Annotated in this window: 24 protein-coding genes and 2 tRNA genes; 19 read left to right on the top strand and 7 right to left on the bottom strand. The window is 53.5% G+C overall.

Annotation, left to right across the window (positions count from 1 at the left end):
- The first annotated feature begins 17 nt into the window (after positions 1-17).
- The 4 genes from mlaC to murA all read left to right on the top strand — a co-directional run bounded on the left by mlaC (position 18) and on the right by murA (position 2637).
- A complete protein-coding gene (mlaC, locus tag ACOTX7_RS08120; RefSeq protein WP_006812130.1) occupies positions 18-653 on the top strand; it encodes a phospholipid-binding protein MlaC in 636 nt (211 codons plus the stop codon).
- A complete protein-coding gene (gene mlaB / locus ACOTX7_RS08115) occupies positions 653-946 on the top strand; it encodes a lipid asymmetry maintenance protein MlaB (protein ID WP_047354110.1) in 294 nt (97 codons plus the stop codon). Before mlaC ends, mlaB begins: the two co-directional genes overlap by 1 nt.
- 126 nt (positions 947-1072) lie before the next feature.
- Positions 1073-1327, top strand: coding sequence for a BolA family iron metabolism protein IbaG (gene ibaG, locus ACOTX7_RS08110; protein WP_003861840.1), 255 nt, complete (start codon positions 1073-1075; stop codon positions 1325-1327).
- Between the two features lie 50 nt (positions 1328-1377).
- Complete coding sequence (gene murA / locus ACOTX7_RS08105) at positions 1378-2637, top strand: UDP-N-acetylglucosamine 1-carboxyvinyltransferase (RefSeq protein ID WP_006812128.1); 1260 nt, start codon at positions 1378-1380, stop codon at positions 2635-2637.
- A gap of 63 nt (positions 2638-2700) precedes the next feature.
- On the opposite strand, the gene sfsB is transcribed toward murA, so the two are convergent.
- The gene (gene sfsB / locus ACOTX7_RS08100) at positions 2701-2988 is read right to left on the bottom strand and encodes a DNA-binding transcriptional regulator SfsB (RefSeq protein ID WP_221256517.1); all 288 of its coding nucleotides are present in this window, start codon (positions 2986-2988) and stop codon (positions 2701-2703) included.
- Between the two features lie 229 nt (positions 2989-3217).
- Entirely contained in the window at positions 3218-4189 is a 972-nt protein-coding gene (ispB, locus tag ACOTX7_RS08095) for an octaprenyl diphosphate synthase (RefSeq protein WP_006812126.1), read from the bottom strand.
- 257 nt (positions 4190-4446) lie between these two features.
- On the opposite strand from ispB, the gene rplU reads away from it, so the two are divergent.
- From rplU to cgtA, 4 genes are all read left to right on the top strand, one after another.
- Complete coding sequence (gene rplU / locus ACOTX7_RS08090; RefSeq protein WP_003025032.1) at positions 4447-4758, top strand: 50S ribosomal protein L21; 312 nt, start codon at positions 4447-4449, stop codon at positions 4756-4758.
- 19 nt (positions 4759-4777) lie between these two features.
- The gene (rpmA, locus tag ACOTX7_RS08085) at positions 4778-5035 is read left to right on the top strand and encodes a 50S ribosomal protein L27 (RefSeq protein WP_003861831.1); all 258 of its coding nucleotides are present in this window, start codon (positions 4778-4780) and stop codon (positions 5033-5035) included.
- Positions 5036-5130: 95 nt separating this feature from the next.
- Positions 5131-6096: a DMT family transporter gene (locus ACOTX7_RS08080; RefSeq protein WP_006812125.1), complete on the top strand. Its 966-nt coding sequence runs from the start codon at positions 5131-5133 to the stop codon at positions 6094-6096.
- 15 nt (positions 6097-6111) lie between these two features.
- Complete coding sequence (gene cgtA / locus ACOTX7_RS08075; RefSeq protein ID WP_006812124.1) at positions 6112-7287, top strand: Obg family GTPase CgtA; 1176 nt, start codon at positions 6112-6114, stop codon at positions 7285-7287.
- A gap of 33 nt (positions 7288-7320) precedes the next feature.
- Here cgtA and pmrB read toward each other — a convergent pair whose 3' ends face one another.
- Genes pmrB through dacB form a run of 3 tightly spaced genes read right to left on the bottom strand, consistent with a single transcriptional unit; the run spans position 7321 to position 10459 of the window.
- A complete protein-coding gene (gene pmrB / locus ACOTX7_RS08070) occupies positions 7321-8364 on the bottom strand; it encodes a two-component system sensor histidine kinase PmrB (RefSeq protein ID WP_221256516.1) in 1044 nt (347 codons plus the stop codon).
- Positions 8361-9023 (bottom strand): two-component system response regulator PmrA, encoded by a 663-nt coding sequence (pmrA, locus tag ACOTX7_RS08065; RefSeq protein ID WP_003861819.1) that lies wholly within the window; start codon positions 9021-9023, stop codon positions 8361-8363. Before pmrA ends, pmrB begins: the two co-directional genes overlap by 4 nt.
- Positions 9024-9025: 2 nt before the next feature.
- Positions 9026-10459: a serine-type D-Ala-D-Ala carboxypeptidase gene (gene dacB, locus ACOTX7_RS08060; protein WP_003861817.1), complete on the bottom strand. Its 1434-nt coding sequence runs from the start codon at positions 10457-10459 to the stop codon at positions 9026-9028.
- Positions 10460-10687: 228 nt separating this feature from the next.
- On the opposite strand from dacB, the gene greA reads away from it, so the two are divergent.
- Complete coding sequence (gene greA / locus ACOTX7_RS08055; protein ID WP_006812122.1) at positions 10688-11164, top strand: transcription elongation factor GreA; 477 nt, start codon at positions 10688-10690, stop codon at positions 11162-11164.
- A gap of 151 nt (positions 11165-11315) precedes the next feature.
- On the opposite strand, the gene yhbY is transcribed toward greA, so the two are convergent.
- A complete protein-coding gene (gene yhbY, locus ACOTX7_RS08050; RefSeq protein WP_003861814.1) occupies positions 11316-11609 on the bottom strand; it encodes a ribosome assembly RNA-binding protein YhbY in 294 nt (97 codons plus the stop codon).
- A 127-nt stretch (positions 11610-11736) separates the two neighbouring features.
- Here yhbY and rlmE point away from each other — a divergent pair, with 127 nt between their 5' ends.
- From rlmE to ACOTX7_RS08020, 6 genes are all read left to right on the top strand, one after another.
- Positions 11737-12363, top strand: a complete 627-nt coding sequence (rlmE, locus tag ACOTX7_RS08045) for a 23S rRNA (uridine(2552)-2'-O)-methyltransferase RlmE (RefSeq protein WP_003861812.1) — start codon at positions 11737-11739, stop codon at positions 12361-12363.
- A 102-nt stretch (positions 12364-12465) separates the two neighbouring features.
- Entirely contained in the window at positions 12466-14400 is a 1935-nt protein-coding gene (gene ftsH, locus ACOTX7_RS08040) for an ATP-dependent zinc metalloprotease FtsH (RefSeq protein WP_014833437.1), read from the top strand.
- Positions 14401-14498: 98 nt separating this feature from the next.
- Positions 14499-15347 (top strand): dihydropteroate synthase, encoded by an 849-nt coding sequence (folP, locus tag ACOTX7_RS08035; protein ID WP_006812120.1) that lies wholly within the window; start codon positions 14499-14501, stop codon positions 15345-15347.
- Positions 15340-16677 carry a phosphoglucosamine mutase gene (gene glmM, locus ACOTX7_RS08030; RefSeq protein ID WP_221256514.1) on the top strand — a complete coding sequence of 446 codons (1338 nt, stop codon included), beginning with the start codon at positions 15340-15342 and terminating at the stop codon, positions 16675-16677. Before folP ends, glmM begins: the two co-directional genes overlap by 8 nt.
- A 222-nt stretch (positions 16678-16899) precedes the next feature.
- Positions 16900-17232: a preprotein translocase subunit SecG gene (gene secG / locus ACOTX7_RS08025; RefSeq protein WP_003861803.1), complete on the top strand. Its 333-nt coding sequence runs from the start codon at positions 16900-16902 to the stop codon at positions 17230-17232.
- Between the two features lie 9 nt (positions 17233-17241).
- Positions 17242-17328 (top strand) — tRNA-Leu (locus ACOTX7_RS08020).
- 151 nt (positions 17329-17479) lie between these two features.
- Here the strand turns inward: ACOTX7_RS08020 and argG are convergent.
- The gene (argG, locus tag ACOTX7_RS08015) at positions 17480-18826 is read right to left on the bottom strand and encodes an argininosuccinate synthase (protein WP_205924452.1); all 1347 of its coding nucleotides are present in this window, start codon (positions 18824-18826) and stop codon (positions 17480-17482) included.
- A gap of 286 nt (positions 18827-19112) precedes the next feature.
- Between argG and ACOTX7_RS08010 the strand changes: the two genes are divergently transcribed.
- The 4 genes from ACOTX7_RS08010 to infB all read left to right on the top strand — a co-directional run bounded on the left by ACOTX7_RS08010 (position 19113) and on the right by infB (position 24092).
- Positions 19113-19189 (top strand) — tRNA-Met (locus ACOTX7_RS08010).
- A 207-nt stretch (positions 19190-19396) separates the two neighbouring features.
- Complete coding sequence (gene rimP, locus ACOTX7_RS08005; RefSeq protein ID WP_014833432.1) at positions 19397-19849, top strand: ribosome maturation factor RimP; 453 nt, start codon at positions 19397-19399, stop codon at positions 19847-19849.
- A gap of 28 nt (positions 19850-19877) precedes the next feature.
- On the top strand, positions 19878-21380 hold the full coding sequence (nusA, locus tag ACOTX7_RS08000; RefSeq protein WP_003861798.1) for a transcription termination factor NusA: 1503 nt from the start codon (positions 19878-19880) through the stop codon (positions 21378-21380).
- A 24-nt stretch (positions 21381-21404) separates the two neighbouring features.
- Complete coding sequence (infB, locus tag ACOTX7_RS07995; RefSeq protein WP_006812117.1) at positions 21405-24092, top strand: translation initiation factor IF-2; 2688 nt, start codon at positions 21405-21407, stop codon at positions 24090-24092.
- The last annotated feature ends 85 nt before the right edge of the window (positions 24093-24177 follow it).

The raw sequence follows: 24177 nt of genomic DNA, 5'->3' as shown, positions 1-24177 counted from the left end.
TTCAGGAGAAGTCATTCATGTTTAAACGACTGTTAATGGTTGCCATGCTGGTCATTGCCCCTCTTACCGCGGCGCATGCCGCGGATCAGAGTAACCCGTACAAACTGATGGATGAGGCCGCGAAGAAAACCTTCGACCGTCTTAAAAACGAACAGCCAAAAATCCGCTCTAACCCTGATTATCTGCGTGATGTGGTGGATCAGGAACTGCTGCCGTATGTGCAGATCAAGTATGCGGGCGCACTGGTACTGGGCCGTTACTACAAAGACGCGACCCCGGCACAGCGCGAGGCTTACTTCGCGGCGTTCCGTGAATATCTGAAACAGGCTTACGGCCAGGCGCTGGCGATGTACCACGGACAGACCTATCAGATTGCCCCTGAGCAGCCGCTGGGCGATGCCACCATCATTCCTATCCGCGTGACGATTATCGATCCAAACGGTCGTCCACCGGTTCGTCTGGATTTCCAGTGGCGTAAAAACAGCCAGACCGGTAACTGGCAGGCGTACGACATGATCGCTGAAGGCGTCAGCATGATCACCACTAAACAGAACGAGTGGAGCGATCTGCTGCGCACTAAAGGCATTGATGGCCTGACGGCTCAGCTTCAGTCTATCTCTCGTCAGAAAATTACCCTGGACGAGAAGAAGTAATGTCGCAGCAGCTTAGCTGGGCGCGTGACGGCGAGACGCTGACGCTGACGGGAGAGCTGGATCAGGATCTGCTTAACCCGTTGTGGGACGCTCGCCATAACGTGATGCAGGGCGTGACGCTGATTGATCTCCATGGCGTCACGCGGGTAGATACCGCCGGTATTGCCCTGCTGGCGCACCTGGTGGCCACGGGGAAAAAGCAGGGGAGCAACGTCACCCTGACGGGGGTAAGCGATAACGTGATTACCCTTGCACAGCTTTACAATTTGCCGCAAGACGTATTACCTCGCTAATTTTTTCAGTACGTTACTTCCGAAAGCCCCGACAGTTTACTGGTTGGGGCTTTTTGCTTGTTTAAGACCGCGCCACTTTGCTCTAAGATGTTGGGCTTGTTTTCACTATCAGATGATGTAGACCCCATGGAAAATAATGAAATCCAGACTGTGCTGATGAATGCACTCTCCCTTCAGGAAGCCCACGTCTCTGGCGATGGCAGTCACTTCCAGGTTATTGCTGTGGGTGAGATGTTCGACGGAATGAGTCGCGTGAAGAAACAGCAGGCTGTGTACGCGCCGCTGATGGAATACATTGCGGATAACCGCATTCACGCCCTGTCGATTAAAGCGTTCACCCCACAGGAGTGGGCACGCGATCGCAAACTAAACGGTTTTTGAGCTGAGGGCGAAGCGCCCGCAGCACGGTTGAATTTATAAGAGAGCAAACAATGGATAAATTTCGTGTTCAGGGACCCACGCGTCTCCAGGGCGAAGTCACAATTTCTGGCGCTAAAAACGCCGCGCTGCCCATTCTTTTCGCTGCGCTGCTCGCAGAAGAGCCGGTAGAGATCCAGAACGTACCGAAGCTGAAAGATATCGACACGACCATGAAGTTGCTCGGCCAGTTGGGCACCAAAGTGGAGCGTAACGGTTCCGTCTGGATCGATGCCAGCAACGTGAACAACTTCTCAGCACCATATGAGCTGGTGAAAACCATGCGTGCGTCCATCTGGGCGCTTGGTCCGCTGGTGGCGCGTTTTGGTCAGGGACAGGTTTCACTGCCGGGCGGATGCGCTATCGGCGCGCGTCCAGTCGACCTGCATATCTTCGGCCTCGAAAAACTCGGCGCGGAGATCAAGCTGGAAGAAGGTTACGTTAAAGCGTCCGTAAATGGTCGTCTGAAAGGCGCGCACATTGTCATGGACAAAGTGAGCGTGGGCGCAACGGTCACCATCATGTCGGCTGCTACGCTGGCAGAAGGCACCACCATCATCGAAAACGCCGCACGTGAACCGGAAATCGTGGATACCGCGAACTTCCTGGTCGCGCTGGGTGCGAAGATCAGCGGGCAGGGCACTGACCGTATCACCATCGAAGGCGTTGAACGTCTGGGTGGCGGTGTGTACCGCGTACTGCCAGACCGTATCGAAACCGGTACTTTCCTGGTCGCGGCCGCGATTTCTGGCGGTAAGATTGTCTGCCGTAACGCCCAGCCGGATACCCTGGATGCGGTGCTGGCGAAACTGCGCGATGCGGGTGCGGACATTGAAATCGGTGAAGACTGGATCAGCCTGGATATGCACGGGCAGCGTCCTAAAGCCGTTAACGTGCGTACTGCGCCACACCCGGCATTCCCGACGGATATGCAGGCACAGTTCACGCTGCTGAACCTGGTGGCCGAAGGCACGGGCTTTATCACGGAAACCATCTTCGAAAACCGTTTCATGCACGTACCGGAACTGATCCGTATGGGTGCGCATGCTGAGATTGAAAGCAACACGGTAATTTGCCACGGCGTTGAAAAACTGTCCGGTGCGCAGGTGATGGCGACCGATTTGCGCGCGTCTGCGAGTCTGGTACTGGCTGGTTGTATTGCGGAAGGGACTACCGTTGTCGATCGTATCTACCACATCGATCGTGGTTATGAGCGTATTGAAGACAAACTGCGCGCGCTGGGTGCTAATATCGAGCGTGTGAAGGGCGAGTAATCTTTCCGGCACCCCCCTGCCAGAACAGGCCGGGGGATTGCTGTTCCTGTAAATCTGTGTGCATCAGCCCTGATGTGCTTTCTTCGTTTTGCTCTGGCGCATCATGCGCGTTCTGTCGATAAATTCATGGGTAATGGGATCGTGGTAGCGTGATGGCCAGATTACCCACGGATGCGTATCCAGCGCCGTCGCGATAATCAGTTCCCCCTTCGGCCATGGGCGGGTCAGTGCGTTTGCCAGCGTCGACGAGCTCAGCCCATGACGACGTGATTCGGCAGCCAGCGATGTCCCTTTTTTACGCAGTGCCGCAATGATGTCAGCAGAATGCCAGTCGATGAATTTTGTATCCATAATGCTGTCCTTGTGTTCGTTATCGTCCACGTCGTTTCGTGTGAAAAGACAGCATTACTATACTCACTTCGAACTTCTGTTCTAAAAAGTTCATGTTACGAGAAGCAATATTCAGAATAAGACACGGCTTTATACATGCGGCCTGTAACCTGATGAGCTTACACGGGAAAGTAATTTACTGGTGCGTACTGGAATCTCCCTGCAAGGACGCAGGGAGACGAGGAGAGGATTAACGGTCGCGCTGAACGGCGATGTGGGCGAGGCCGATTAACGCATCACGCCATGGGCTGTCAGGGATGACCTGAATTGCAGCGATGGCTTTGTCTGCTTCTTCTTCAGCGCGCTGGCGCGTCCATTCCAGGGAGCCGCAGATTGCCATTGTTTCCAGTACCGGTTCCAGAAGATGGCGACCATTTCCCTGCTCGATAGCTTCCCGGATCATTTTCGCCTGCTCTGGGGTGCCGTTGCGCATCGCATGGAGCAGCGGCAGCGTTGGCTTGCCTTCGTTGAGGTCATCGCCGACGTTTTTACCGAGCGTTTCGCCATCCGCGCTGTAATCCAGCAAATCATCAATCAGCTGGAACGCGGTGCCGAGGTAACGGCCATAGTCCTGAAGCCCTTTTTCCTGAGCTTCGCTACAGCCCGCCAGAATGCCAGAGCACTGCGCGGCTGCTTCAAACAGACGTGCGGTTTTGCTGTAAATCACCCGCATATAGTTCTCTTCGGTGATGTCCGGGTCGTTAACGTTCATCAGCTGTAGGACTTCGCCTTCAGCGATAACGTTCACGGCTTCTGACATCACTTCCAGCACCTTCAGCGAGCCAAGGCTGGTCATCATCTGGAACGCTCGGGTATAGATAAAATCCCCTACCAGAACGCTTGCCGCATTACCAAACGCGGCATTAGCGGTGGCTTTGCCACGACGCATGTCTGATTCATCCACAACATCGTCGTGAAGCAGGGTGGCGGTGTGGATAAATTCGATCAGCGCCGCGATCGTGACGTGGGCATTTCCCTGATAGCCAACCGCGCGTGCGGCCAGAATGGCAATCATCGGACGAATACGTTTACCGCCGCCACTGACGATGTAATAGCCCAACTGATTGATCAGCTGAACGTCAGAGTTGAGTTGCTCCAGGATTGCTGCATTCACACCCGCCATATCTTGCGCGGTTAACTCATTGATTTTTTCTAAATTCATCGCAAAAGCCGGGCTTTTTATCCTGTTTATCCCACACGAGATGGGTACACAAAGGGTTTCGGTTTATAAATAGTATTGCTGATTGTACTGAAAAAACGGCTCAGATAAACGTTACCGTACGTGTTGTGTTTTTTTTCTTCATGTATTGATGGTAGCACTTGTCAAAGGCTCGCGTTTTGCGTAATATTCGCGCCCTATTGTGAATATTTATAGCGCACTCTGAATCATACGAGGATGTGCGCGGAAGCGGAGTTTATATGTACGCGGTTTTCCAAAGTGGTGGTAAACAACACCGAGTAAGCGAAGGTCAGACCGTTCGCCTGGAAAAGCTGGACATCGCAACTGGCGAATCTGTTGAGTTCGCTGAAGTTCTGATGATCGCAAACGGTGAAGAAGTCAAAATCGGCGTTCCTTTCGTTGATGGCGGCGTTATCAAAGCTGAAGTTGTTGCTCACGGTCGTGGCGAGAAAGTTAAAATCGTTAAGTTTCGTCGTCGTAAACACTATCGTAAGCAGCAGGGCCACCGTCAGTGGTTCACTGATGTGAAAATTACTGGCATCAGCGCCTAAGACCTGAGGAGAGATTTAAATGGCACATAAAAAGGCTGGCGGCTCCACACGTAACGGTCGCGATTCAGAAGCTAAACGCCTGGGCGTTAAGCGTTTCGGTGGCGAATCCGTTCTGGCGGGTAGCATCATCGTTCGTCAGCGTGGCACCAAGTTCCACGCAGGTACTAACGTAGGTTGCGGTCGTGACCACACTCTGTTTGCTAAAGCAGACGGTAAAGTGAAATTTGAAGTTAAAGGCCCGAACAACCGTAAATACATCAGCATCGTTGCTGAGTAAGGTTTTCTCGGTCCGGTAACGGATTAAAGCCCCGCAACGTGTTGCGGGGCTTTTTACATTGGAAACCCGGAAAATTTTCTGTAGGGAAAACGGGCATGAAGCAGCAGGCCGGCATTGGTATTCTTTTGGCGCTCACTACCGCAATGTGCTGGGGTGCACTGCCAATTGCAATGAAGCAGGTACTGGAAGTGATGGAACCGCCGACGGTGGTGTTTTATCGCTTCCTGATGGCAAGCATTGGCCTGGGCGCCATTCTGGCCGTCAAAGGTAAGCTGCCACCGCTGCGCATCTTCCGAAAACCGCGTTGGCTGGTGTTACTGGCTATCGCGACGGGCGGACTGTTCGGTAACTTCATTCTGTTCAGCTCTTCCCTGCAATATCTTAGCCCTACAGCGTCGCAGGTGATTGGTCAGCTTTCACCGGTCGGCATGATGGTCGCCAGCGTATTTATCCTCAAGGAGAAGATGCGTGGCACGCAGATCATCGGGGCAAGCATGCTGCTTTGCGGTCTGGTGATGTTCTTTAACACCAGTCTGATCGAGATTTTTACCCGCCTGACGGATTACACCTGGGGTGTCATTTTTGGGGTGGGTGCAGCAACGGTCTGGGTGAGTTATGGCGTCGCGCAAAAGGTGTTATTGCGCCGTCTTGCCTCACAGCAGATCCTCTTTTTGCTGTACACTTTGTGTACACTTGCATTATTGCCGTTAGCGAAGCCGGGTGTGATCACCCAGCTCAGCGACTGGCAACTGGCGTGCCTCATTTTTTGTGGGCTGAATACGCTGGTCGGTTATGGCGCGCTGGCTGAAGCCATGGCGCGCTGGCAGGCAGCACAGGTGAGCGCCTTAATCACGCTTACCCCGCTGTTTACGCTGTTATTTTCAGATTTGTTATCAATGGCCTGGCCCGATGTCTTCGTCAAGCCGATGCTCAACCTGTTGGGTTATCTCGGTGCGTTTGTCGTGGTTGCGGGCGCGATGTATTCCGCCATTGGTCATCGTCTCTGGGGACGTTGGCGCAAAAATGAAGCGGTTGTAGTAGTCCCCCGCTCAGGCGAATGAGTTACGGAGAGTAAAATGAAGTTTGTTGATGAAGCGACGATTCTGGTCGTGGCAGGTGATGGCGGTAACGGTTGTGTAAGCTTCCGCCGTGAAAAATATATTCCTCGTGGCGGTCCTGACGGCGGTGACGGTGGAGACGGTGGAGACGTGTGGCTGGAGGCGGATGAAAACCTCAACACGCTGATCGACTACCGTTTCGAAAAATCTTTCCGCGCCGAGCGTGGTCAGAACGGCCAGAGCCGTGACTGTACCGGTAAACGCGGTAAAGACGTGACGATCAAAGTGCCGGTGGGTACGCGTGTGATCGACCAGGGCACGGGCGAAACCATGGGTGATATGACCAAACACGGTCAGCGCCTGATGGTGGCGAAAGGCGGCTGGCACGGTCTGGGTAACAGCCGTTTCAAATCTTCCGTAAACCGTACCCCGCGTCAAAAAACCATGGGTACCCCGGGTGATAAGCGCGACCTGCAACTGGAACTGATGCTGCTGGCGGATGTTGGGATGCTGGGTATGCCAAACGCCGGTAAATCGACGTTTATCCGTGCTGTCTCTGCGGCGAAACCAAAAGTGGCGGACTATCCGTTTACGACGCTGGTGCCGAGCCTGGGCGTTGTCCGTATGGATAACGAGAAAAGCTTCGTGGTAGCGGACATCCCGGGTCTGATTGAAGGGGCAGCAGAAGGCGCCGGTCTGGGTATTCGCTTCCTGAAGCACCTTGAGCGTTGCCGCGTACTGTTGCACCTCATCGACATCGATCCCATCGACGGTTCCGATCCGGTTGAAAACGCCCGTATCATTATTGGCGAGCTGGAGAAATACAGCGAAAAACTGGCGCAAAAACCACGCTGGCTGGTCTTCAACAAGATCGACCTGATGGACAAAGCGGAAGCTGAAGCGAAAGCTAAAGCGATTGCCGACGCGATGGGATGGGAAGATAAGTACTACCTGATCTCTGCCGCCAGCCAGGTTGGCGTGAAAGATCTCTGCTGGGATGTGATGACCTTTATCATCGAGAATCCGGTTGTTCAGGCAGAAGAAGCGAAACAGCCTGAAAAAGTCGAATTCATGTGGGATGACTACCACCGCCAGCAGCTCGAAGAGCTGGAAGCGGAAGAAGATGATGAAGACTGGGACGATGACTGGGATGAGGACGACGAAGAAGGCGTCGAATTCATTTACAAGCACTAACCCCTGTATCAAGCCCCTTAACGGGGCTTTTTTTTATCCTATTTTCGCGGGTAACCAACAACTGGCGATTAATCCGCCCTCAGCACAGTTCTCCAGCGTTAAATGGCCATGATGGAGCTGCACGATTCGCTGTACGATGCTCAGCCCAAGGCCGCTGCCGCCATAGCGCTGGTCGAGACGGCGAAAAGGTTGGGTGATCGACTGGCGGTGTGCCTCATCAATACCCGGCCCCTGATCGGTAACGCTGATCCGGGTACCGCCCTCCGTCGCTGTTAATGCCACTTCAATGGTTGTGCCTGCCGGGCTGTAGCGGGCGGCATTCTCCAGAAGGTTCCTTAGCATCAGGCGTAACAGAACGGCGTCCCCCTGTACCGTCAGCGCGCTGTGCGCCGGCCATATTACCGTGTGCTCTTTGGCTTCATGTTCCAGGCTGAGCGGGGCAATGATCGTCTCTGTCCAGTTCACGGTATCGTAGTGGCCGCTGGCCATCGCCTGCCCGGCACGCGCCAGCATCAGCAGCTGTTCCACCGTATGCATTAACTGATCGATACGGCTTATCAGAGGCGTGGCCTGAGGGGAACCGGACTGGGCCATTAGTTCCAGATGGAGCCTGATCCCCGCAAGCGGTGTTCGTAACTCGTGTGCCGCATCGGCGGTAAACAGGCGTTCCTGTTGAATAGTGTGGTCCAGCCGGGCGAGCAGTTGATTCAGCGACGTGGTCACTGCGCCAATCTCTTCCATATCGGAATACATCGGCAGGGGGGTCAGATTATCCGCCGATCGGTTCGCCAGGCTGTCGCGAAGTTTATTGAGGGGCCGGGTGATCCAGGTGACCGCCCAGAATGAGAAGAACAGGGTAAAACCGACCATCACCAGGGAAGGGACCAGCAACGAGGCTATGGCTTCGCGGATCTCTTTTTCGACATGGTTGTTGCGCGCTTTCGCGGACAACGTTTCGTTCACCAGAAAACCGATTTGCTCACGGCTTTCATGCCATAGCCAGATAACGCTAATCAGTTGGAAAAATAACAGAATAACCGCCAGCAACACCATTAATCGCCGACGCATACTGTTCATTTCTGACTCTCCAGACGATAGCCCACGCCGCGCACGGTTTTGATGCGATCTTTGCCAAGCTTACGTCGCAGGTTGTGTATATGGACTTCAAGCGTATTTGATCCCGGATCGTCCTGCCAGGAGTAGATGTCCTGTTGCAGCGTTTCACGGTGTACCGTCTGTCCGCTGCGCATGATCAGGCGCGTCAGCAGAGCGAACTCTTTTGGTGTCACTTCCACAGGCTGAGACTGGCGCAGCACCTGCTGGGTTTGCAGATTGAGGGTGATATCCCCGTCCGTCAGCAGGTTGTCGCTGTGACCCTGATAGCGGCGAATCAACGCCCGTACGCGAGCCTGTAGCTCGGCAAGGGCGAAGGGTTTTACCAGATAATCGTCAGCGCCAGAATCCAGCCCGTTAATTCTGTCTTCAATGGCATCGCGGGCGGTAAGAATCAAAACGGGATTCTCCACCCCGCGCCGACGCCACTGGCAGAGCAGCGTCGCGCCGTCTTTATCCGGCAGCCCCAAATCCAGGATCACCAGACTGTATTCTCCGCTCTGGATCAGGGCATCTGCTTCAGCGGCCGTGGCGGCACAATCCAGGGCGTAGCCTTCATTCCCCAGCGCCAGCGCTAACCCTTCCTGCAATAACAGATCGTCTTCAACTATAAGTAGTTTCATCGCTAGTTATTCTGGTAGATGTCCTTATAGAGCCTGCTTTCGAAACGCACCAGTGGAATACGACGATTGCGCTGGTCAGCCGGTTCGACGGCATAGCCGGAAAGATACTGCACAAATGCCATGCGTTGTCCGCTGGCTGTCGTGATAAAACCGGCAAGGTTGTAAACACCTTGCAGAGAACCCGTTTTCGCCGACACTTTGCCATCCACGCCCGCAGCGTGAAGGCCCGCACGGTACTGAAGTGACCCATCGTGCCCGGCAAGCGGCAGCATCGTAATAAAGTTTAGCTCAGCGTCATGCTGAGCAATGTACTGCAACACCTGCATCATGGTGGCTGGCGAGATCAGGTTATGACGCGATAAACCGGAACCATCGACCGCAATCGTATTGCCCAGATCGATTCCCGCCTGCTGGCGCAGGATTTGACGTACGGCATCCGAACCGGCCCGCCAGGTGCCCGGCACACCGAAGCGCGCGTGTCCAATCATGCGGAACACCGTGTCGGCAATCATGTTATCCGACTTTTTCAGCATAATCTTAAGCAAATCATGCAGTGGCGCGGACTGTTTACTGGCGATCACCGTGCCTGGTTCATTCACCTGCGTCTGGCGCAGCAGCGTTCCGGTGTAGGTAATACCCGCCTGCTTCAGTTCGTCTTTAAAAATGGCCCCGGCATAGCCTGCGCCATCCTGAATGGCGAATGCCAGCGGGAGTGGGTCAGCCCGCTGGGTCAGGCAGCCAGTCAGCGTATAACGGTTGAGATCGCCAGGTACAACGTCCAGTTCGCAATACTGTGCCTCAGGCGAGCCTTTCGCCAGCGTCCGGACCTGGCTGAACATCGTGACCGGGTAGTAAGATGCGACGCGGATAAAAGCTAAGTCATTTGGTTTTGGCGCGCTGTAAAGCGATACGGAGAAGCAGTTACGGTCGACGATGGCGGCGGCTGGCGGGGCGCTAAAGCACTGCGTCATGTCGTTCCACGGCCAGCCAGGTGCTTTATCGTGGCTGGCGAAAATGGAGGTGTCGATCAGCACATTGCCATCGATTTTTGTCACGCCGGATTTTTTCAGAACCGCCACCATGTTGCGGACATCCTGGCGCTTAAAGGTGGGATCGCCACCAAAACGGGCGATAAGATCGCCTTTCAGTTCGCCACCCTCAACGTTACCTCTGGTTTCAAGGGTGGTGGTAAAACGGAAGTCGGGCCCGAGCTGAAGCAGGGCGGCGAGGGCAGTGATCACCTTCTGGGTACTGGCAGGCAGCGCCATCTGTTGACTGTGATAGTCAATCTCGGGAGCCTGCGCGCCAACCTTTTGCACCATCAGGGCAAGGTTCGCGCCAGCGGGCAGTTGATTAATGTACTCATCAACATTCGCGGCCTGAACGGTGAACGTTATACTGGTAGTCAATCCGATGATAAAACTGGAAAATCGCATAATCTCGCGCTAACAACCCGAAAACAAACCGTCATACTACGGTGCATGGCACTGTAAAGTAAACGATGACCCATAGTGAACTTCGCGGTAAAATGCGTATCAAATTGAAAAATTGCTGCTGACCTGGGACGTTGCTCCCGGGTCGGTTTTCTTTTTGCTTCTGGCCTGTTCAGGTGGGCTGGAGCAGGGAACACTGCTCCCAACAGGAATGTTTAAGAGGTATAACAAATGCAAGCTATTCCGATGACCTTACGTGGTGCCGAAAAACTGCGCGAAGAGCTGGATTTTCTCAAATCCGTGCGTCGTCCTGAAATCATCGCCGCTATCGCGGAAGCGCGTGAGCATGGCGACCTGAAAGAGAATGCTGAATACCACGCGGCGCGTGAGCAGCAGGGTTTCTGTGAGGGGCGCATTAAGGATATCGAGGCGAAACTGTCTAACGCGCAGGTTATCGATATCACTAAAATGCCAAACAATGGCCGTGTGATCTTCGGCTCTACCGTCAGCGTCCTGAACCTGGATAACGACGAAGAGCAGACCTATCGCATCGTGGGTGATGATGAAGCGGACTTCAAACAGAACCTGATTTCGGTGAACTCGCCGATTGCTCGTGGCCTGATTGGCAAAGAGCAGGACGATGTTGTCACCATCCGCACCCCTGGCGGCGAAGTAGAATACGAAATTATTAAGGTTGAATACCTGTAATTCGCTTCTCTACTAAGATGTTGATACATTGTAAAGAAAAGAAAAAGGCCGCATAGCGGCCTTTTATCAACTCAAGGAGCATGGCATTTTGCTCGCCTGCTGAAAGAAATCCCTCGTTTCACACAGAAAATGTGTTCGATTCAGGATATCCTTAACGTGGCAGCGAGATTTTGCGCTCTTTAGATGGGCGATAGAGCACCAGCGTTTTACCGATGACCTGTACATTACAGGCGCCGGTTTCGCGCACGATGGCTTCCACGATCAGGTTTTTAGTGTCTCTGTCTTCAGAGGCGATTTTCACCTTGATCAGCTCGTGGTGTTCCAGCGCTTGTTCAATCTCGGCAAGCACCCCTTCGGTCAAACCATTGTTGCCAAGCATCACTACAGGCTTGAGCGGATGTGCCAGACCTTTAAGGTGCTGTTTTTGTTTAGTACTCAGATTCATCGTATATTTTTGCTTACGTTGGGATTGAAAACGGTTCATTCTACCGCCATCTCCCTAATATCGCCAAATAGCTGCGTAGAAATTTACGTCACAGGCAAGTAACGATGAACCAGGACGGAAATGTTAAATGACAGGTAAAAAGCGTTCTGCCAGCTCCAGCCGCTGGCTTCAGGAACACTTTAGCGATAAATATGTTCAACAGGCGCAGAAAAAGGGGTTGCGTTCCCGCGCCTGGTTTAAACTTGATGAAATACAGCAAAGTGACAAACTTTTTAAACCGGGAATGACGGTGGTCGACCTCGGTGCGGCACCGGGCGGATGGTCCCAGTATGCGGTTACGCAGATCGGCGGAACGGGCCGAATCATCGCATGCGATCTTTTACCAATGGATCCCATCGTCGGTGTCGACTTCCTTCAGGGCGACTTTCGTGATGAATTAGTGCTTAAAGCATTACTTGATCGTGTAGGTGACAGTAAGGTCCAGGTTGTCATGTCGGATATGGCACCAAATATGTGTGGAACACCGGCGGTGGATATCCCCCGCGCCATGTATCTGGTGGAACTAGCGTTAGAAATGTGTCGTGATGTACTAGCGCCTGGTGGTAGTTTTGTTGTGAAGGTGTTTCAGGGCGAAGGTTTCGAGGAGTATCTTAAGGAAATTCGCTCCCTGTTTGCGAAGGTCAAAGTTCGTAAGCCGGACTCTTCCCGGGCCCGTTCCCGTGAAGTGTATATTGTAGCGACCGGGCGAAAATGATAACCGGTAGATTTCAGGCGAAAGTTTGAATGAAACTGGATATAGAGTATCCTGACGCTGTTTTTAACACAGTTGTAATATGAGGTTAATCCCTTGAGTGACATGGCGAAAAACCTAATACTCTGGCTGGTCATTGCCGTTGTGCTGATGTCAGTATTCCAGAGCTTTGGGCCCAGCGAGTCGAATGGCCGCAAGGTGGATTATTCTACCTTCCTGCAAGAGGTCAATCAGGACCAGGTTCGCGAAGCGCGTATCAACGGACGTGAGATCAACGTTACCAAGAAAGATAGTAACCGTTACACGACTTACATCCCGGTGAACGATCCTAAGCTGCTTGATAACCTTCTGACCAAAAACGTCAAAGTGGTAGGCGAGCCGCCGGAAGAACCAAGCCTGTTGGCTTCTATCTTCATTTCCTGGTTCCCGATGCTGCTTCTTATCGGCGTCTGGATCTTCTTTATGCGCCAGATGCAGGGCGGTGGTGGCAAAGGTGCCATGTCGTTCGGTAAGAGCAAGGCGCGTATGCTGACGGAAGACCAGATCAAGACCACGTTTGCTGACGTCGCAGGTTGTGACGAAGCAAAAGAAGAGGTGGGTGAACTGGTTGAATACCTGCGCGAGCCGAGCCGTTTCCAGAAACTGGGCGGTAAGATCCCGAAAGGCGTCCTGATGGTCGGCCCTCCGGGTACCGGTAAAACCCTGCTGGCAAAAGCCATCGCGGGTGAAGCGAAGGTACCGTTCTTTACGATTTCAGGTTCTGACTTCGTTGAAATGTTCGTGGGTGTCGGTGCATCTCGTGTGCGTGACATGTTCGAGCAGGCTAAGAAGGCAGCACCGTGCATCATCTTCATCGATGAAATCGACGCCGTAGGCCGCCAGCGTGGCGCAGGTCTGGGCGGTGGTCACGATGAACGTGAGCAGACCCTGAACCAGATGCTGGTTGAGATGGATGGCTTCGAAGGTAACGAAGGTATTATCGTTATCGCGGCAACTAACCGTCCGGACGTACTCGACCCTGCGCTGTTGCGTCCAGGCCGTTTCGACCGTCAGGTTGTGGTTGGTCTGCCGGATGTTCGTGGTCGTGAACAGATTCTGAAAGTGCACATGCGTCGCGTTCCGCTGGCGCCAGATATCGACGCGGCAATCATTGCGCGTGGTACTCCGGGCTTCTCCGGTGCGGATCTGGCTAACCTGGTCAACGAAGCCGCACTGTTTGCCGCTCGCGGTAACAAGCGCGTGGTTTCCATGGTGGAATTCGAGAAAGCGAAAGACAAAATCATGATGGGTGCGGAACGTCGCTCCATGGTGATGACGGAAGCGCAGAAAGAGTCCACGGCATATCACGAAGCGGGCCACGCGATTATTGGTCGACTGGTGCCGGAACACGATCCGGTGCACAAGGTGACGATTATTCCACGTGGGCGTGCGCTGGGTGTGACCTTCTTCCTGCCTGAAGGCGACGCGATCAGCGCCAGCCGTCAGAAGCTGGAAAGTCAGATCTCAACGCTGTACGGCGGTCGTCTGGCTGAAGAGATTATCTACGGTGCGGAACATGTTTCTACCGGTGCGTCGAACGATATTAAAGTGGCGACAAACCTGGCGCGTAACATGGTGACTCAGTGGGGCTTCTCCGACAAACTCGGTCCGCTGCTGTATGCAGAGGAAGAGGGCGAAGTATTCCTGGGCCGCTCTGTGGCAAAAGCGAAACATATGTCCGATGAGACGGCACGTATCATCGACCAGGAAGTGAAAGCGCTGATTGAACGTAACTACGGTCGCGCCCGTCAGATCCTGAACGACAATATGGACATTCTGCACTCGATGAAAGATGCGCTCATGAAATATGAGACCATTGATGCACCGCAGATTGACGACCTGATGGCGCGCCGCGAAGTGCGTCCGCCAGCTGGCTGGGAAGACCCAGGTGCGTCTAACAATTCTGACAACAATGGCACCCCGCGTGCGCCGCGTCCGGTCGATGAACCGCGTACGCCAAACCCGGGCAACACCATGTCAGAGCAGTTGGGCGACAAGTAAGTCACTGCTGTTGAAGCGTTTGTCTGTATCTCAAACCCTGGAGCTTGCTCCGGGGTTTTTCTTATCTGTTTAACCACATCAATTCCAGGGATTTCACCATGAAACTATTCGCCCAGGACTCGCATCTCGACCTTTCACATCCCCATGTGATGGGGATCCTGAATGTCACGCCTGATTCCTTCTCTGACGGCGGCACGCATAACTCGCTCATCGACGCGGTTAAACACGCGAATTTAATGATCAACGCGGGTGCCACCATCATTGACGTTGGAGGGGAGTCAACGCGGCCTGGCGCGGCGGAGGTTTCGGTGGAAGAAGAGCTAGCGCGCGTGGTGCCGGTGGTTGAGGCGATCGCGCAACGTTTCGAGGTATGGATCTCCGTCGATACGTCCAAACCCGAAGTGATCCGCGAAGTGGCGAGAGTGGGCGCTCACATTATCAATGATATCCGCTCACTGACCGAGCCTGGCGCGATTGAAGCCGCCGCAGAAACCGGGCTACCGGTGTGTCTGATGCATATGCAGGGCCAGCCTAAGACAATGCAGGAGGCGCCGAAATATGAAGATGTGTTTGCTGACGTCACCCGCTTCTTTATTGAGCATATCGAACGCTGTGAACGTGCGGGTATCGCAAAAGAGAAATTGCTGCTCGACCCGGGCTTCGGTTTCGGTAAAAATCTCTCACACAATTACGCGTTGCTTGCGCGCTTATCAGAGTTTCATCAGTTCGGCCTGCCACTGCTGGTGGGAATGTCGAGAAAATCGATGATTGGTCAGTTGTTGAATGTCGGGCCGAGCGAACGTCTGAGCGGCAGTCTGGCCTGCGCGGTGATTGCCGCGATGCAAGGTGCACACATCATTCGCGTCCATGACGTAAAAGAAACAGTAGAAGCCATGCGTGTGGTGGAAGCCACACTGGCAGCGAAGGAAAACAAACGCTATGAGTAATCGTAAATATTTTGGTACCGATGGCATCCGTGGGCGCGTAGGCAATGCGCCAATTACCCCTGATTTTGTCCTGAAGCTGGGCTGGGCGGCGGGGAAAGTGCTGGCGCGTCATGGTTCCCGTAAGATCATTATTGGGAAAGATACCCGTATTTCGGGTTATATGCTGGAATCCGCGCTGGAAGCCGGGCTTGCGGCGGCGGGGCTTTCCGCTTCTTTTACAGGCCCAATGCCGACCCCTGCTGTTGCTTACCTGACCCGTACCTTCCGTGCGGAAGCGGGCATCGTCATTTCAGCTTCGCATAACCCGTTCTACGACAACGGTATCAAATTCTTCTCCATTGACGGCACCAAACTGCCGGATGACGTGGAAGAGGCGATTGAAGCGGAAATGGAAAAAGAGATCACCTGTGTCGACTCTGCTGAACTGGGTAAAGCAAACCGTATTGTCGATGCGGCAGGTCGCTACATTGAATTCTGCAAAGGCACCTTCCCGAATGAACTGAGCCTGGCACACCTCAAAATTGTGGTGGACTGTGCCAACGGTGCGACGTACCACATTGCGCCGAATGTGTTCCGCGAGCTGGGCGCGAAAGTGATCACGATTGGCTGCGAGCCGGACGGCCTGAACATCAACGAAGAAGTTGGCGCGACAGACGTGCGTGCCTTGCAGGCGCGTGTACTGGCTGAAAAAGCCGATCTGGGCATTGCCCTGGATGGCGATGGCGACCGTGTGATCATGGTTGACCACGAAGGTAACAAGGTCGATGGCGATCAGATCCTCTACATCATTGCGCGTGAAGGCCTGCGTCAGGGACAACTGCGCGGTGGCGCGGTGGGCACGCTGATGAGCAATATGGGTCTTGAGCTGGCGCTGAAACAGCTGGGCATCCCGTTTGTCCGTGCGAAAGTGGGTGACCGCTACGTGCTGGAAAAACTCCAGGAGAAAGGCTGGCGCATTGGCGCGGAAAACTCCGGCCACGTGATCCTGCTTGATAAAACCACCACCGGTGACGGCATTGTGGCGGCGCTTCAGGTTGTTGCCGCGATGGCGCGTAACCATATGAGCCTGCACGATCTTTGCAGCGGCATGAAAATGTTCCCGCAGATCCTGGTGAACGTACGTTTCACCGCCGGTAAAGGCGATCCGCTGGAAAATGACAACGTGAAAGCGGTGATGGCAGACGTTGAAGCCGCTTTGGGCAGCCGTGGGCGTGTCCTGCTGCGTAAGTCAGGTACGGAGCCGCTGATCCGCGTGATGGTGGAAGGTGAAGACGAAGCGCAGGTGACTGAATTTGCGCACCGTATTGCGGATGCGGTGAAAGCTGCATAATCTTTCAGAATAAGTGTTTAAAAAGGCGGCGTTTGCCGCCTTTGTTTTAAGCAATTAATGGCTTTTTGCTGTTTTTTTCCGCAGTTGATACAATGCCTCGAAAATGCCCTTGCGAAGGTGATTCGCTTTGGTTAGTATTCACACCCGCTTCAGTGGGAAACAAAATCCTGCTAATTGGTCGAAGCATTGGTATGCGGCAAATCCGCAAGGAACAGGTTGATTATGTACGAAGCTCTTTTAGTTATTTTCCTTATTGTAGCCATCGCTCTCGTAGCGCTGATTATGCTACAGCAAGGTAAAGGCGCTGATATGGGAGCCTCCTTTGGAGCAGGCGCTTCCGGTACGCTGTTCGGTTCAAGTGGTTCTGCGAACTTCATGACCCGTACGACGGCGATTCTGGCTACGCTGTTCTTCATCATCAGTCTGGTGCTGGGTAATATCAACAGCAACAAGACCAGTAAAGGAAGCGAGTGGGAAAATCTGAGCGCGCCAGCAAAAACTGAGCAAACTCAGCCAGCTGCACCGGCTAAGCCAACCAGCGATATCCCGCAGTAAGTATTCCGTACCGAGGTGGTGGAATTGGTAGACACGCTACCTTGAGGTGGTAGTGCCCTAACGGGCTTGTGGGTTCGAGTCCCATCCTCGGTACCAATATTCCAGAAGAAAGACGTCGCAAGACGTCTTTTTTTCGTCTGTACATTGTGGTGGCGGGCAAATGGCGGGTGGCGCTGCGCTTACCCGCCCTATAAATACCCAATAAAAAAGGCGCCTGTTGGGCGCCTTTTGCATGTCTGGCTGTCGATTACTTCTTATCGCTGTGTTCCAGGTTCTCGACCTGCGGCAGACCATTACCGGAATGCGCGGAGAGCAGGCCATTCTCAACATAGTTGAACAGCTTCTCACGGGTATCGGTGATGTCCAGGTTACGCATGGTTAGCTGGCCAATACGATCGTCCGGAGAGAACACTGATTCACCTTTCTCCATGGTCAAACGCTCTGCTTTATAGGTCAGGTTGTCAGACACGGTATTCAGGATGGAGTAGTCATTGCCGCGACGCAGTTCCAGCGTCACTTCGCCGGTGATTGCGCTTGCCACCCAACGTTGCAGGGCGTCACGCAGCATCAGTGCCTGTGGATCGAACCAGCGGCCCTGATACAGCAATTTGCCCAGCTGACGGCCATGAGAGTGATACTGCTCAATGGTGTCTTCGTTGTGAATACCGGTCAGCAGACGCTCGTAAGCGATATGCAGCAGCGCCATCCCCGGCGCTTCGTAAATGCCACGGCTTTTCGCTTCGATGATACGGTTTTCGATCTGATCGCTCATGCCCAGACCGTGACGACCGCCGATGCGGTTTGCTTCCAGCATCAGTTCAACATCGTCGGAGAAGGTTTTACCATTCAGGGCAACCGGATGACCCCGTTCGAAACGCACGGTCACTTCTTCCGCCGGGATCTTCACGTTCTCGTCCCAGAACTTCACGCCCATAATCGGGTTAACAATTTTGACGCTGGAGTTCAGGAATTCAAGGTCTTTCGCTTCGTGCGTTGCACCCAGCATGTTGGAGTCGGTTGAGTAAGCTTTCTCAACGGACATTTTGTAGTCAAAGCCGCAGGCAATCATAAACTCAGACATTTCATGACGGCCACCCAGCTCGTCGATGAAGTCGGTATCCAGCCACGGTTTGTAGATCTGCAACTCAGCGTTGGTGAGCAGGCCATAACGATAGAAACGTTCAATATCGTTGCCTTTATAGGTGCTACCGTCACCCCAGATGTTCACGCCATCTTCTTTCATGGCGGCGACCAGCATGGTGCCGGTGACGGCACGGCCCAGCGGGGTGGTATTGAAATAGGTCAGGCCGCCGGTCGTGTTATGGAAAGCACCGCACTGGATCGCGGCAATCCCTTCGGCAACCAGCTGCTTACGGCAGTCGATCAGACGTGCGTTCTCTGCGCCATATTCCATGGCACGACGAGGGATCGCGTCATAATCTTCCTCGTCCGGCTGACCCAGGTTCGCAGTATATGCATAAGGAACCGCTCCCTTCTGGCGCATCCACAGCAGTGCAGCGCTGGTATCCAGGCCGCCAGAGAAAGCGATGCCAATACGTTGTCCTACCGGGAGATGCTTGAGAATCGTCGTCATATAATAAAACCCTGCTTGATTGACTGATTAGAGACCGCTTTCGCTCTCGATGCATGTTTATGCAAAATAAGTGAGTATTCATTTAATCATCTTTTATCGACGACCGAAAGAGACGTATGCGTTTTTTGTAAAAATTTCCCTTTTATTACCCTGACTGAAGTTGGGTTGACAGGTGGGGTCAACTATCAATATACTGAACGCCGATTTTACGTCCCGTCTTCGGTACCAAATCCCAGCATTATTTGCAAATTCTGTCCAAAACGCGTAGAATTTGCCACGTTTCAGGCGCGGGGTGGAGCAGCCTGGTAGCTCGTCGGGCTCATAACCCGAAGGTCGTCGGTTCAAATCCGGCCCCCGCAACCACTTTCCCATAAAGTTCTTTTTCAAATATACTGTGAAGACTTAGAGCCTTCGTAGCTGGATTTGAAAAAATTCTTTCGGAGAGTGCTCCAGGCCACAGTTGTGGCTATAGGGTTCAGTTATCTAAAGCCCCGATTTATCGGGGTTTTTTGTTATCTGACTACAGAATAACTGGGCTTTACGCCCTTTTTTTATGTCTTGGGGGTGGGCTTGTCCACATTAGAGCAAAAATTAACAGAGATGATTACTGCACCGGTCGAAGCACTGGGCTACGAACTGGTCGGCATCGAATTCGTTCGCGGCCGTACATCCACACTGCGCATCTATATTGATAGTGAAGATGGCATCAATGTTGATGATTGTGCTGATGTCAGCCACCAGGTGAGTGCGGTTCTTGATGTTGAAGATCCGATTACCGTTGCGTACAACCTGGAAGTTTCCTCACCTGGCCTCGATCGCCCGATGTTCACGGCCGAGCACTATGTGCGCTTTACCGGTGAAGAAGTGGCTCTCGTTCTGCGTATGGCCGTACAGAACCGCCGTAAATGGCAGGGAATTATCAAAGCCGTTGATGGTGAAATGATCACGGTAACAGTCGAAGGCAAAGATGAAGTGTTCGCGCTGAGTAATATCCAGAAGGCGAACCTGGTTCCCCACTTTTAACAGTCTGGATTGAGGTGAAAAGCCCGCGATGAACAAAGAAATTTTGGCTGTTGTTGAAGCCGTCTCCAACGAGAAATCACTGCCGCGTGAGAAGATTTTCGAAGCGCTGGAAAGTGCACTGGCTACAGCAACCAAGAAAAAATACGAACAAGAGATCGATGTTCGCGTAGAAATCGATCGTAAAAGCGGTGACTTCGATACATTCCGTCGTTGGGTAATTGTTGAAGAAGTGACCCAGCCGACCAAAGAGATCACCCTGGAAGCGGCACGTTTTGAAGACGAAAGTCTGAACGTGGGTGACTACGTTGAAGATCAGATTGAATCTGTCACCTTCGACCGTATCACCACCCAGACCGCGAAGCAGGTTATCGTGCAGAAAGTGCGCGAAGCCGAGCGCGCGCTGGTTGTCGATCAGTTCCGCGATCAGGAAGGCGAAATCATCACTGGCGTGGTGAAGAAAGTGAACCGCGACAACATCTCTCTGGAGATCAAATCCGAAGGGCTGCCGGGTAACGCTGAAGCCGTGATCCTGCGCGAAGACATGCTGCCGCGTGAGAACTTCCGCCCAGGCGACCGTATTCGTGGTGTGCTGTATGCCGTACGCCCTGAAGCGCGTGGTGCACAGCTGTTCGTGACGCGTTCTAAACCAGAAATGCTGGTTGAACTGTTCCGTATTGAAGTGCCGGAAATCGGCGAAGAAGTTATCGAGATTAAAGCGGCGGCCCGCGATCCGGGTTCCCGTGCGAAAATTGCGGTGAAAACCAACGACAAGCGTATCGACCCGGTCGGTGCTTGCGTCGGTATGCGTGGCGCACGTGTTCAGGCGGTGTCTACCGAACTGGGCGGCGAGCGCATTGATATCGTTCTGTGGGACGACAACCCGGCGCAGTTCGTGATCAACGCAATGGCACCGGCTGATGTGGCGTCTATCGTTGTTGACGAAGACAAACACACCATGGATATCGCTGTAGAAGCGGGCAACCTGGCGCAGGCGATTGGCCGTAACGGTCAGAACGTACGTCTGGCGTCACAGCTGAGCGGCTGGGAACTCAACGTGATGACCGTTGATGACCTTCAGGCCAAGCATCAGGCTGAAGCCCACGCGGCGATCGATACCTTCACCAAATACCTGGACATTGACGAAGACTTCGCCACTGTGCTGGTTGAAGAAGGTTTCTCTACGCTGGAAGAACTGGCCTACGTGCCAATGAAAGAGCTGCTGGAAATTGACGGTCTGGATGAACCAACCGTTGAAGCCCTGCGTGAACGCGCTAAAAACGCACTGACCACCCTGGCGCTGGCTCAGGAAGAAAGCCTTGGCGATAAGAAGCCGGCTGATGACCTGCTGAATCTGGAAGGTCTTGATCGTGCGATTGCGTTCAAGCTGGCTGCCCGTGGTGTTTGTACGCTGGAAGATCTCGCTGAGCAAGGCGTTGATGACCTGGCTGATATCGAAGGTTTAACCGACGAGAAAGCCGGCGAACTCATCATGGCCGCACGTAATATTTGCTGGTTCGGCGACGAAGCGTAATAAACTGTAGCAGGAAGGAACAGCATGACTGATGTAACTGTAAAATCGCTGGCTGCTGAGATTCAGACCTCCGTGGACCGCCTGGTACAGCAATTTGCTGATGCAGGGATCCCGAAGTCCGCTGATGACTCGGTGACCGCGCAAGAAAAACAAACCTTGTTAGCGCACCTGAACCGTGAACACGGCTCTACGCCTGACAAGTTAACGCTACAGCGCAAAACGCGTAGCACGTTGAACATCCCTGGTACCGGTGGCAAAAGCAAGTCGGTACAAATCGAAGTCCGCAAGACGCGCACCTTTGTAAAACGTGATCCGCAAGAGGCAGAACGCCTTGCCGCGGAAGAGCAGGCACAGCGTGAAGCGGAAGAACAAGCTCAGCGTGAGGCAGAAGCCACTGCCAAACGTGAAGCAGAATTAAAAGCTGAACGTGAGGCCGCAGAAAAAGCGAAACGCGACGCCGGTGAAAAAGCGAAGCGTGACGCTGCGGAAAAAGACAAAGTGAGCAATCAACAGACCGACGAAATGACCAAAACAGCCCAGGCTGAAAAAGCCCGCCGTGAAAATGAAGCTGCCGAGCTGAAGCGTAAAGCGGAAGAAGAAGCCCGCCGCAAGCTTGAAGAAGAAGCTCGCCGCGTCGCCGAAGAAGCGCGTCGCATGGCAGAAGAAAACGAGAAGAATGGTGTGAATACCGCTGAACCAACTGAAGATACCAGCGATTATCACGTCACCACGTCTCAGCATGCGCGCCAGGCAGAAGACGACAACGACCGTGAAGTTGAAGGTGGTCGTGGCCGTACTCGCAGTGCAAAAGCTGCACGTCCTGCGAAAAAAGGTAACAAGCACGCTGAATCGAAAGCTGACCGTGAAGAAGCACGTGCAGCGGTTCGCGGCGGTAAAGGCGGCAAGCGTAAAGGTTCCGCTCTACAGCAGGGCTTCCAGAAGCCAGCTCAGGCCGTTAACCGTGACGTTGTGATCGGTGAAACCATCACCGTTGGCGAACTGGCTAACAAGATGGCGGTGAAAGGCTCTCAGGTCATCAAAGCGATGATGAAACTGGGCGCAATGGCCACCATCAACCAGGTTATCGACCAGGAAACCGCACAGCTGGTTGCCGAAGAGATGGGCCACAAAGTTATCCTGCGTCGTGAAAACGAACTGGAAGAAGCGGTAATGAGCGACCGTGATACGGGTGCAGCGGCTGAACCGCGTGCTCCGGTTGTGACCATCATGGGTCACGTTGACCACGGTAAAACCTCTCTGCTTGACTACATTCGTTCTACTAAGGTTGCCTCCGGCGAAGCGGGTGGTATTACCCAGCACATCGGTGCTTACCACGTAGAAACCGAAAACGGCATGATCACCTTCCTGGATACCCCAGGCCACGCAGCGTTTACTTCAATGCGTGCTCGTGGTGCTCAGGCAACGGATATCGTTGTACTGGTTGTTGCTGCCGACGATGGCGTGATGCCACAGACCATTGAAGCTATCCAGCACGCGAAAGCGGCGCAGGTGCCTCTGGTTGTCGCAGTTAACAAAATTGATAAGCCAGAAGCCGATATGGATCGCGTGAAAAACGAACTCTCCCAGTACGGCGTTATGCCGGAAGAGTGGGGCGGTGAAGCGCAGTTCATCCCTGTATCTGCAAAAGCAGGTACCGGTATCGACGACCTGCTGAACGCTATTCTGCTTCAGGCTGAAGTTCTGGAACTGAAAGCGGTGCGTAAAGGTATGGCGAGCGGCGCGGTAATCGAATCCTTCCTGGATAAAGGTCGTGGTCCGGTTGCAACCGTTCTGGTTCGCGAAGGTACTCTGCACAAGGGCGATATCGTTCTGTGTGGTTTCGAATATGGTCGCGTTCGTGCTATGCGTAACGAACTGGGTCAGGAAGTGCTGGAAGCGGGTCCATCCATTCCAGTGGAAATCCTCGGCCTGTCCGGTGTTCCGGCTGCCGGTGACGAAGTTACCGTGGTACGTGACGAGAAGAAAGCGCGTGAAGTGGCTCTGTATCGTCAGGGTAAATTCCGTGAAGTGAAACTGGCTCGTCAGCAGAAATCTAAACTCGAGAACATGTTCGCCAACATGACCGAAGGCGAAGTTCACGAAGTGAACATCGTTCTGAAAGCGGACGTTCAGGGTTCTGTGGAAGCAATCTCCGATTCCTTGCTGAAACTGTCTACCGACGAAGTGAAAGTGAAGATCATCGGTTCTGGTGTAGGTGGTATCACCGAAACCGACGCAACCCTGGCAGCCGCGTCCAACGCTATCCTGGTTGGCTTCAACGTTCGTGCTGACGCATCTGCGCGTAAAGTGATTGATGCTGAAAGCCTGGATCTGCGTTACTACTCCGTCATCTATAACCTGATTGACGAAGTGAAAGCAGCGATGAGCGGCATGCTGTCTCCTGAGCTGAAACAGCAGATCATCGGTCTGGCTGAAGTACGTGACGTGTTCAAATCACCGAAATTCGGTGCGATCGCGGGCTGTATGGTTACCGAAGGGACCATCAAGCGTCACAACCCAATCCGCGTACTGCGTGACAACGTGGTTATCTACGAAGGCGAGCTGGAATCCCTGCGCCGCTTCAAAGATGACGTTAACGAAGTCCGTAACGGTATGGAATGTGGTATCGGCGTGAAGAACTACAACGACGTTCGCGTTGGCGATATGATCGAAGTGTTCGAGATCATCGAAATTCAGCGTACCATCGCGTAATCTTCGTCAACAGAAGATTAATAAGCGTAGGCCGGGTAAGCGAAGCGCCACCCGGCAGTAATTTTAAAAAGGGGCTTAAGCCCCT

The organism is Enterobacter cloacae complex sp. IR5418 (assembly GCF_049238105.1).
GTDB classification, from domain to species: Bacteria; Pseudomonadota; Gammaproteobacteria; order Enterobacterales; family Enterobacteriaceae; genus Enterobacter; species Enterobacter hormaechei.
Note: the sequence above shows the minus strand (reverse complement) of the source record. Positions and strands in the feature narration are given on the sequence as shown.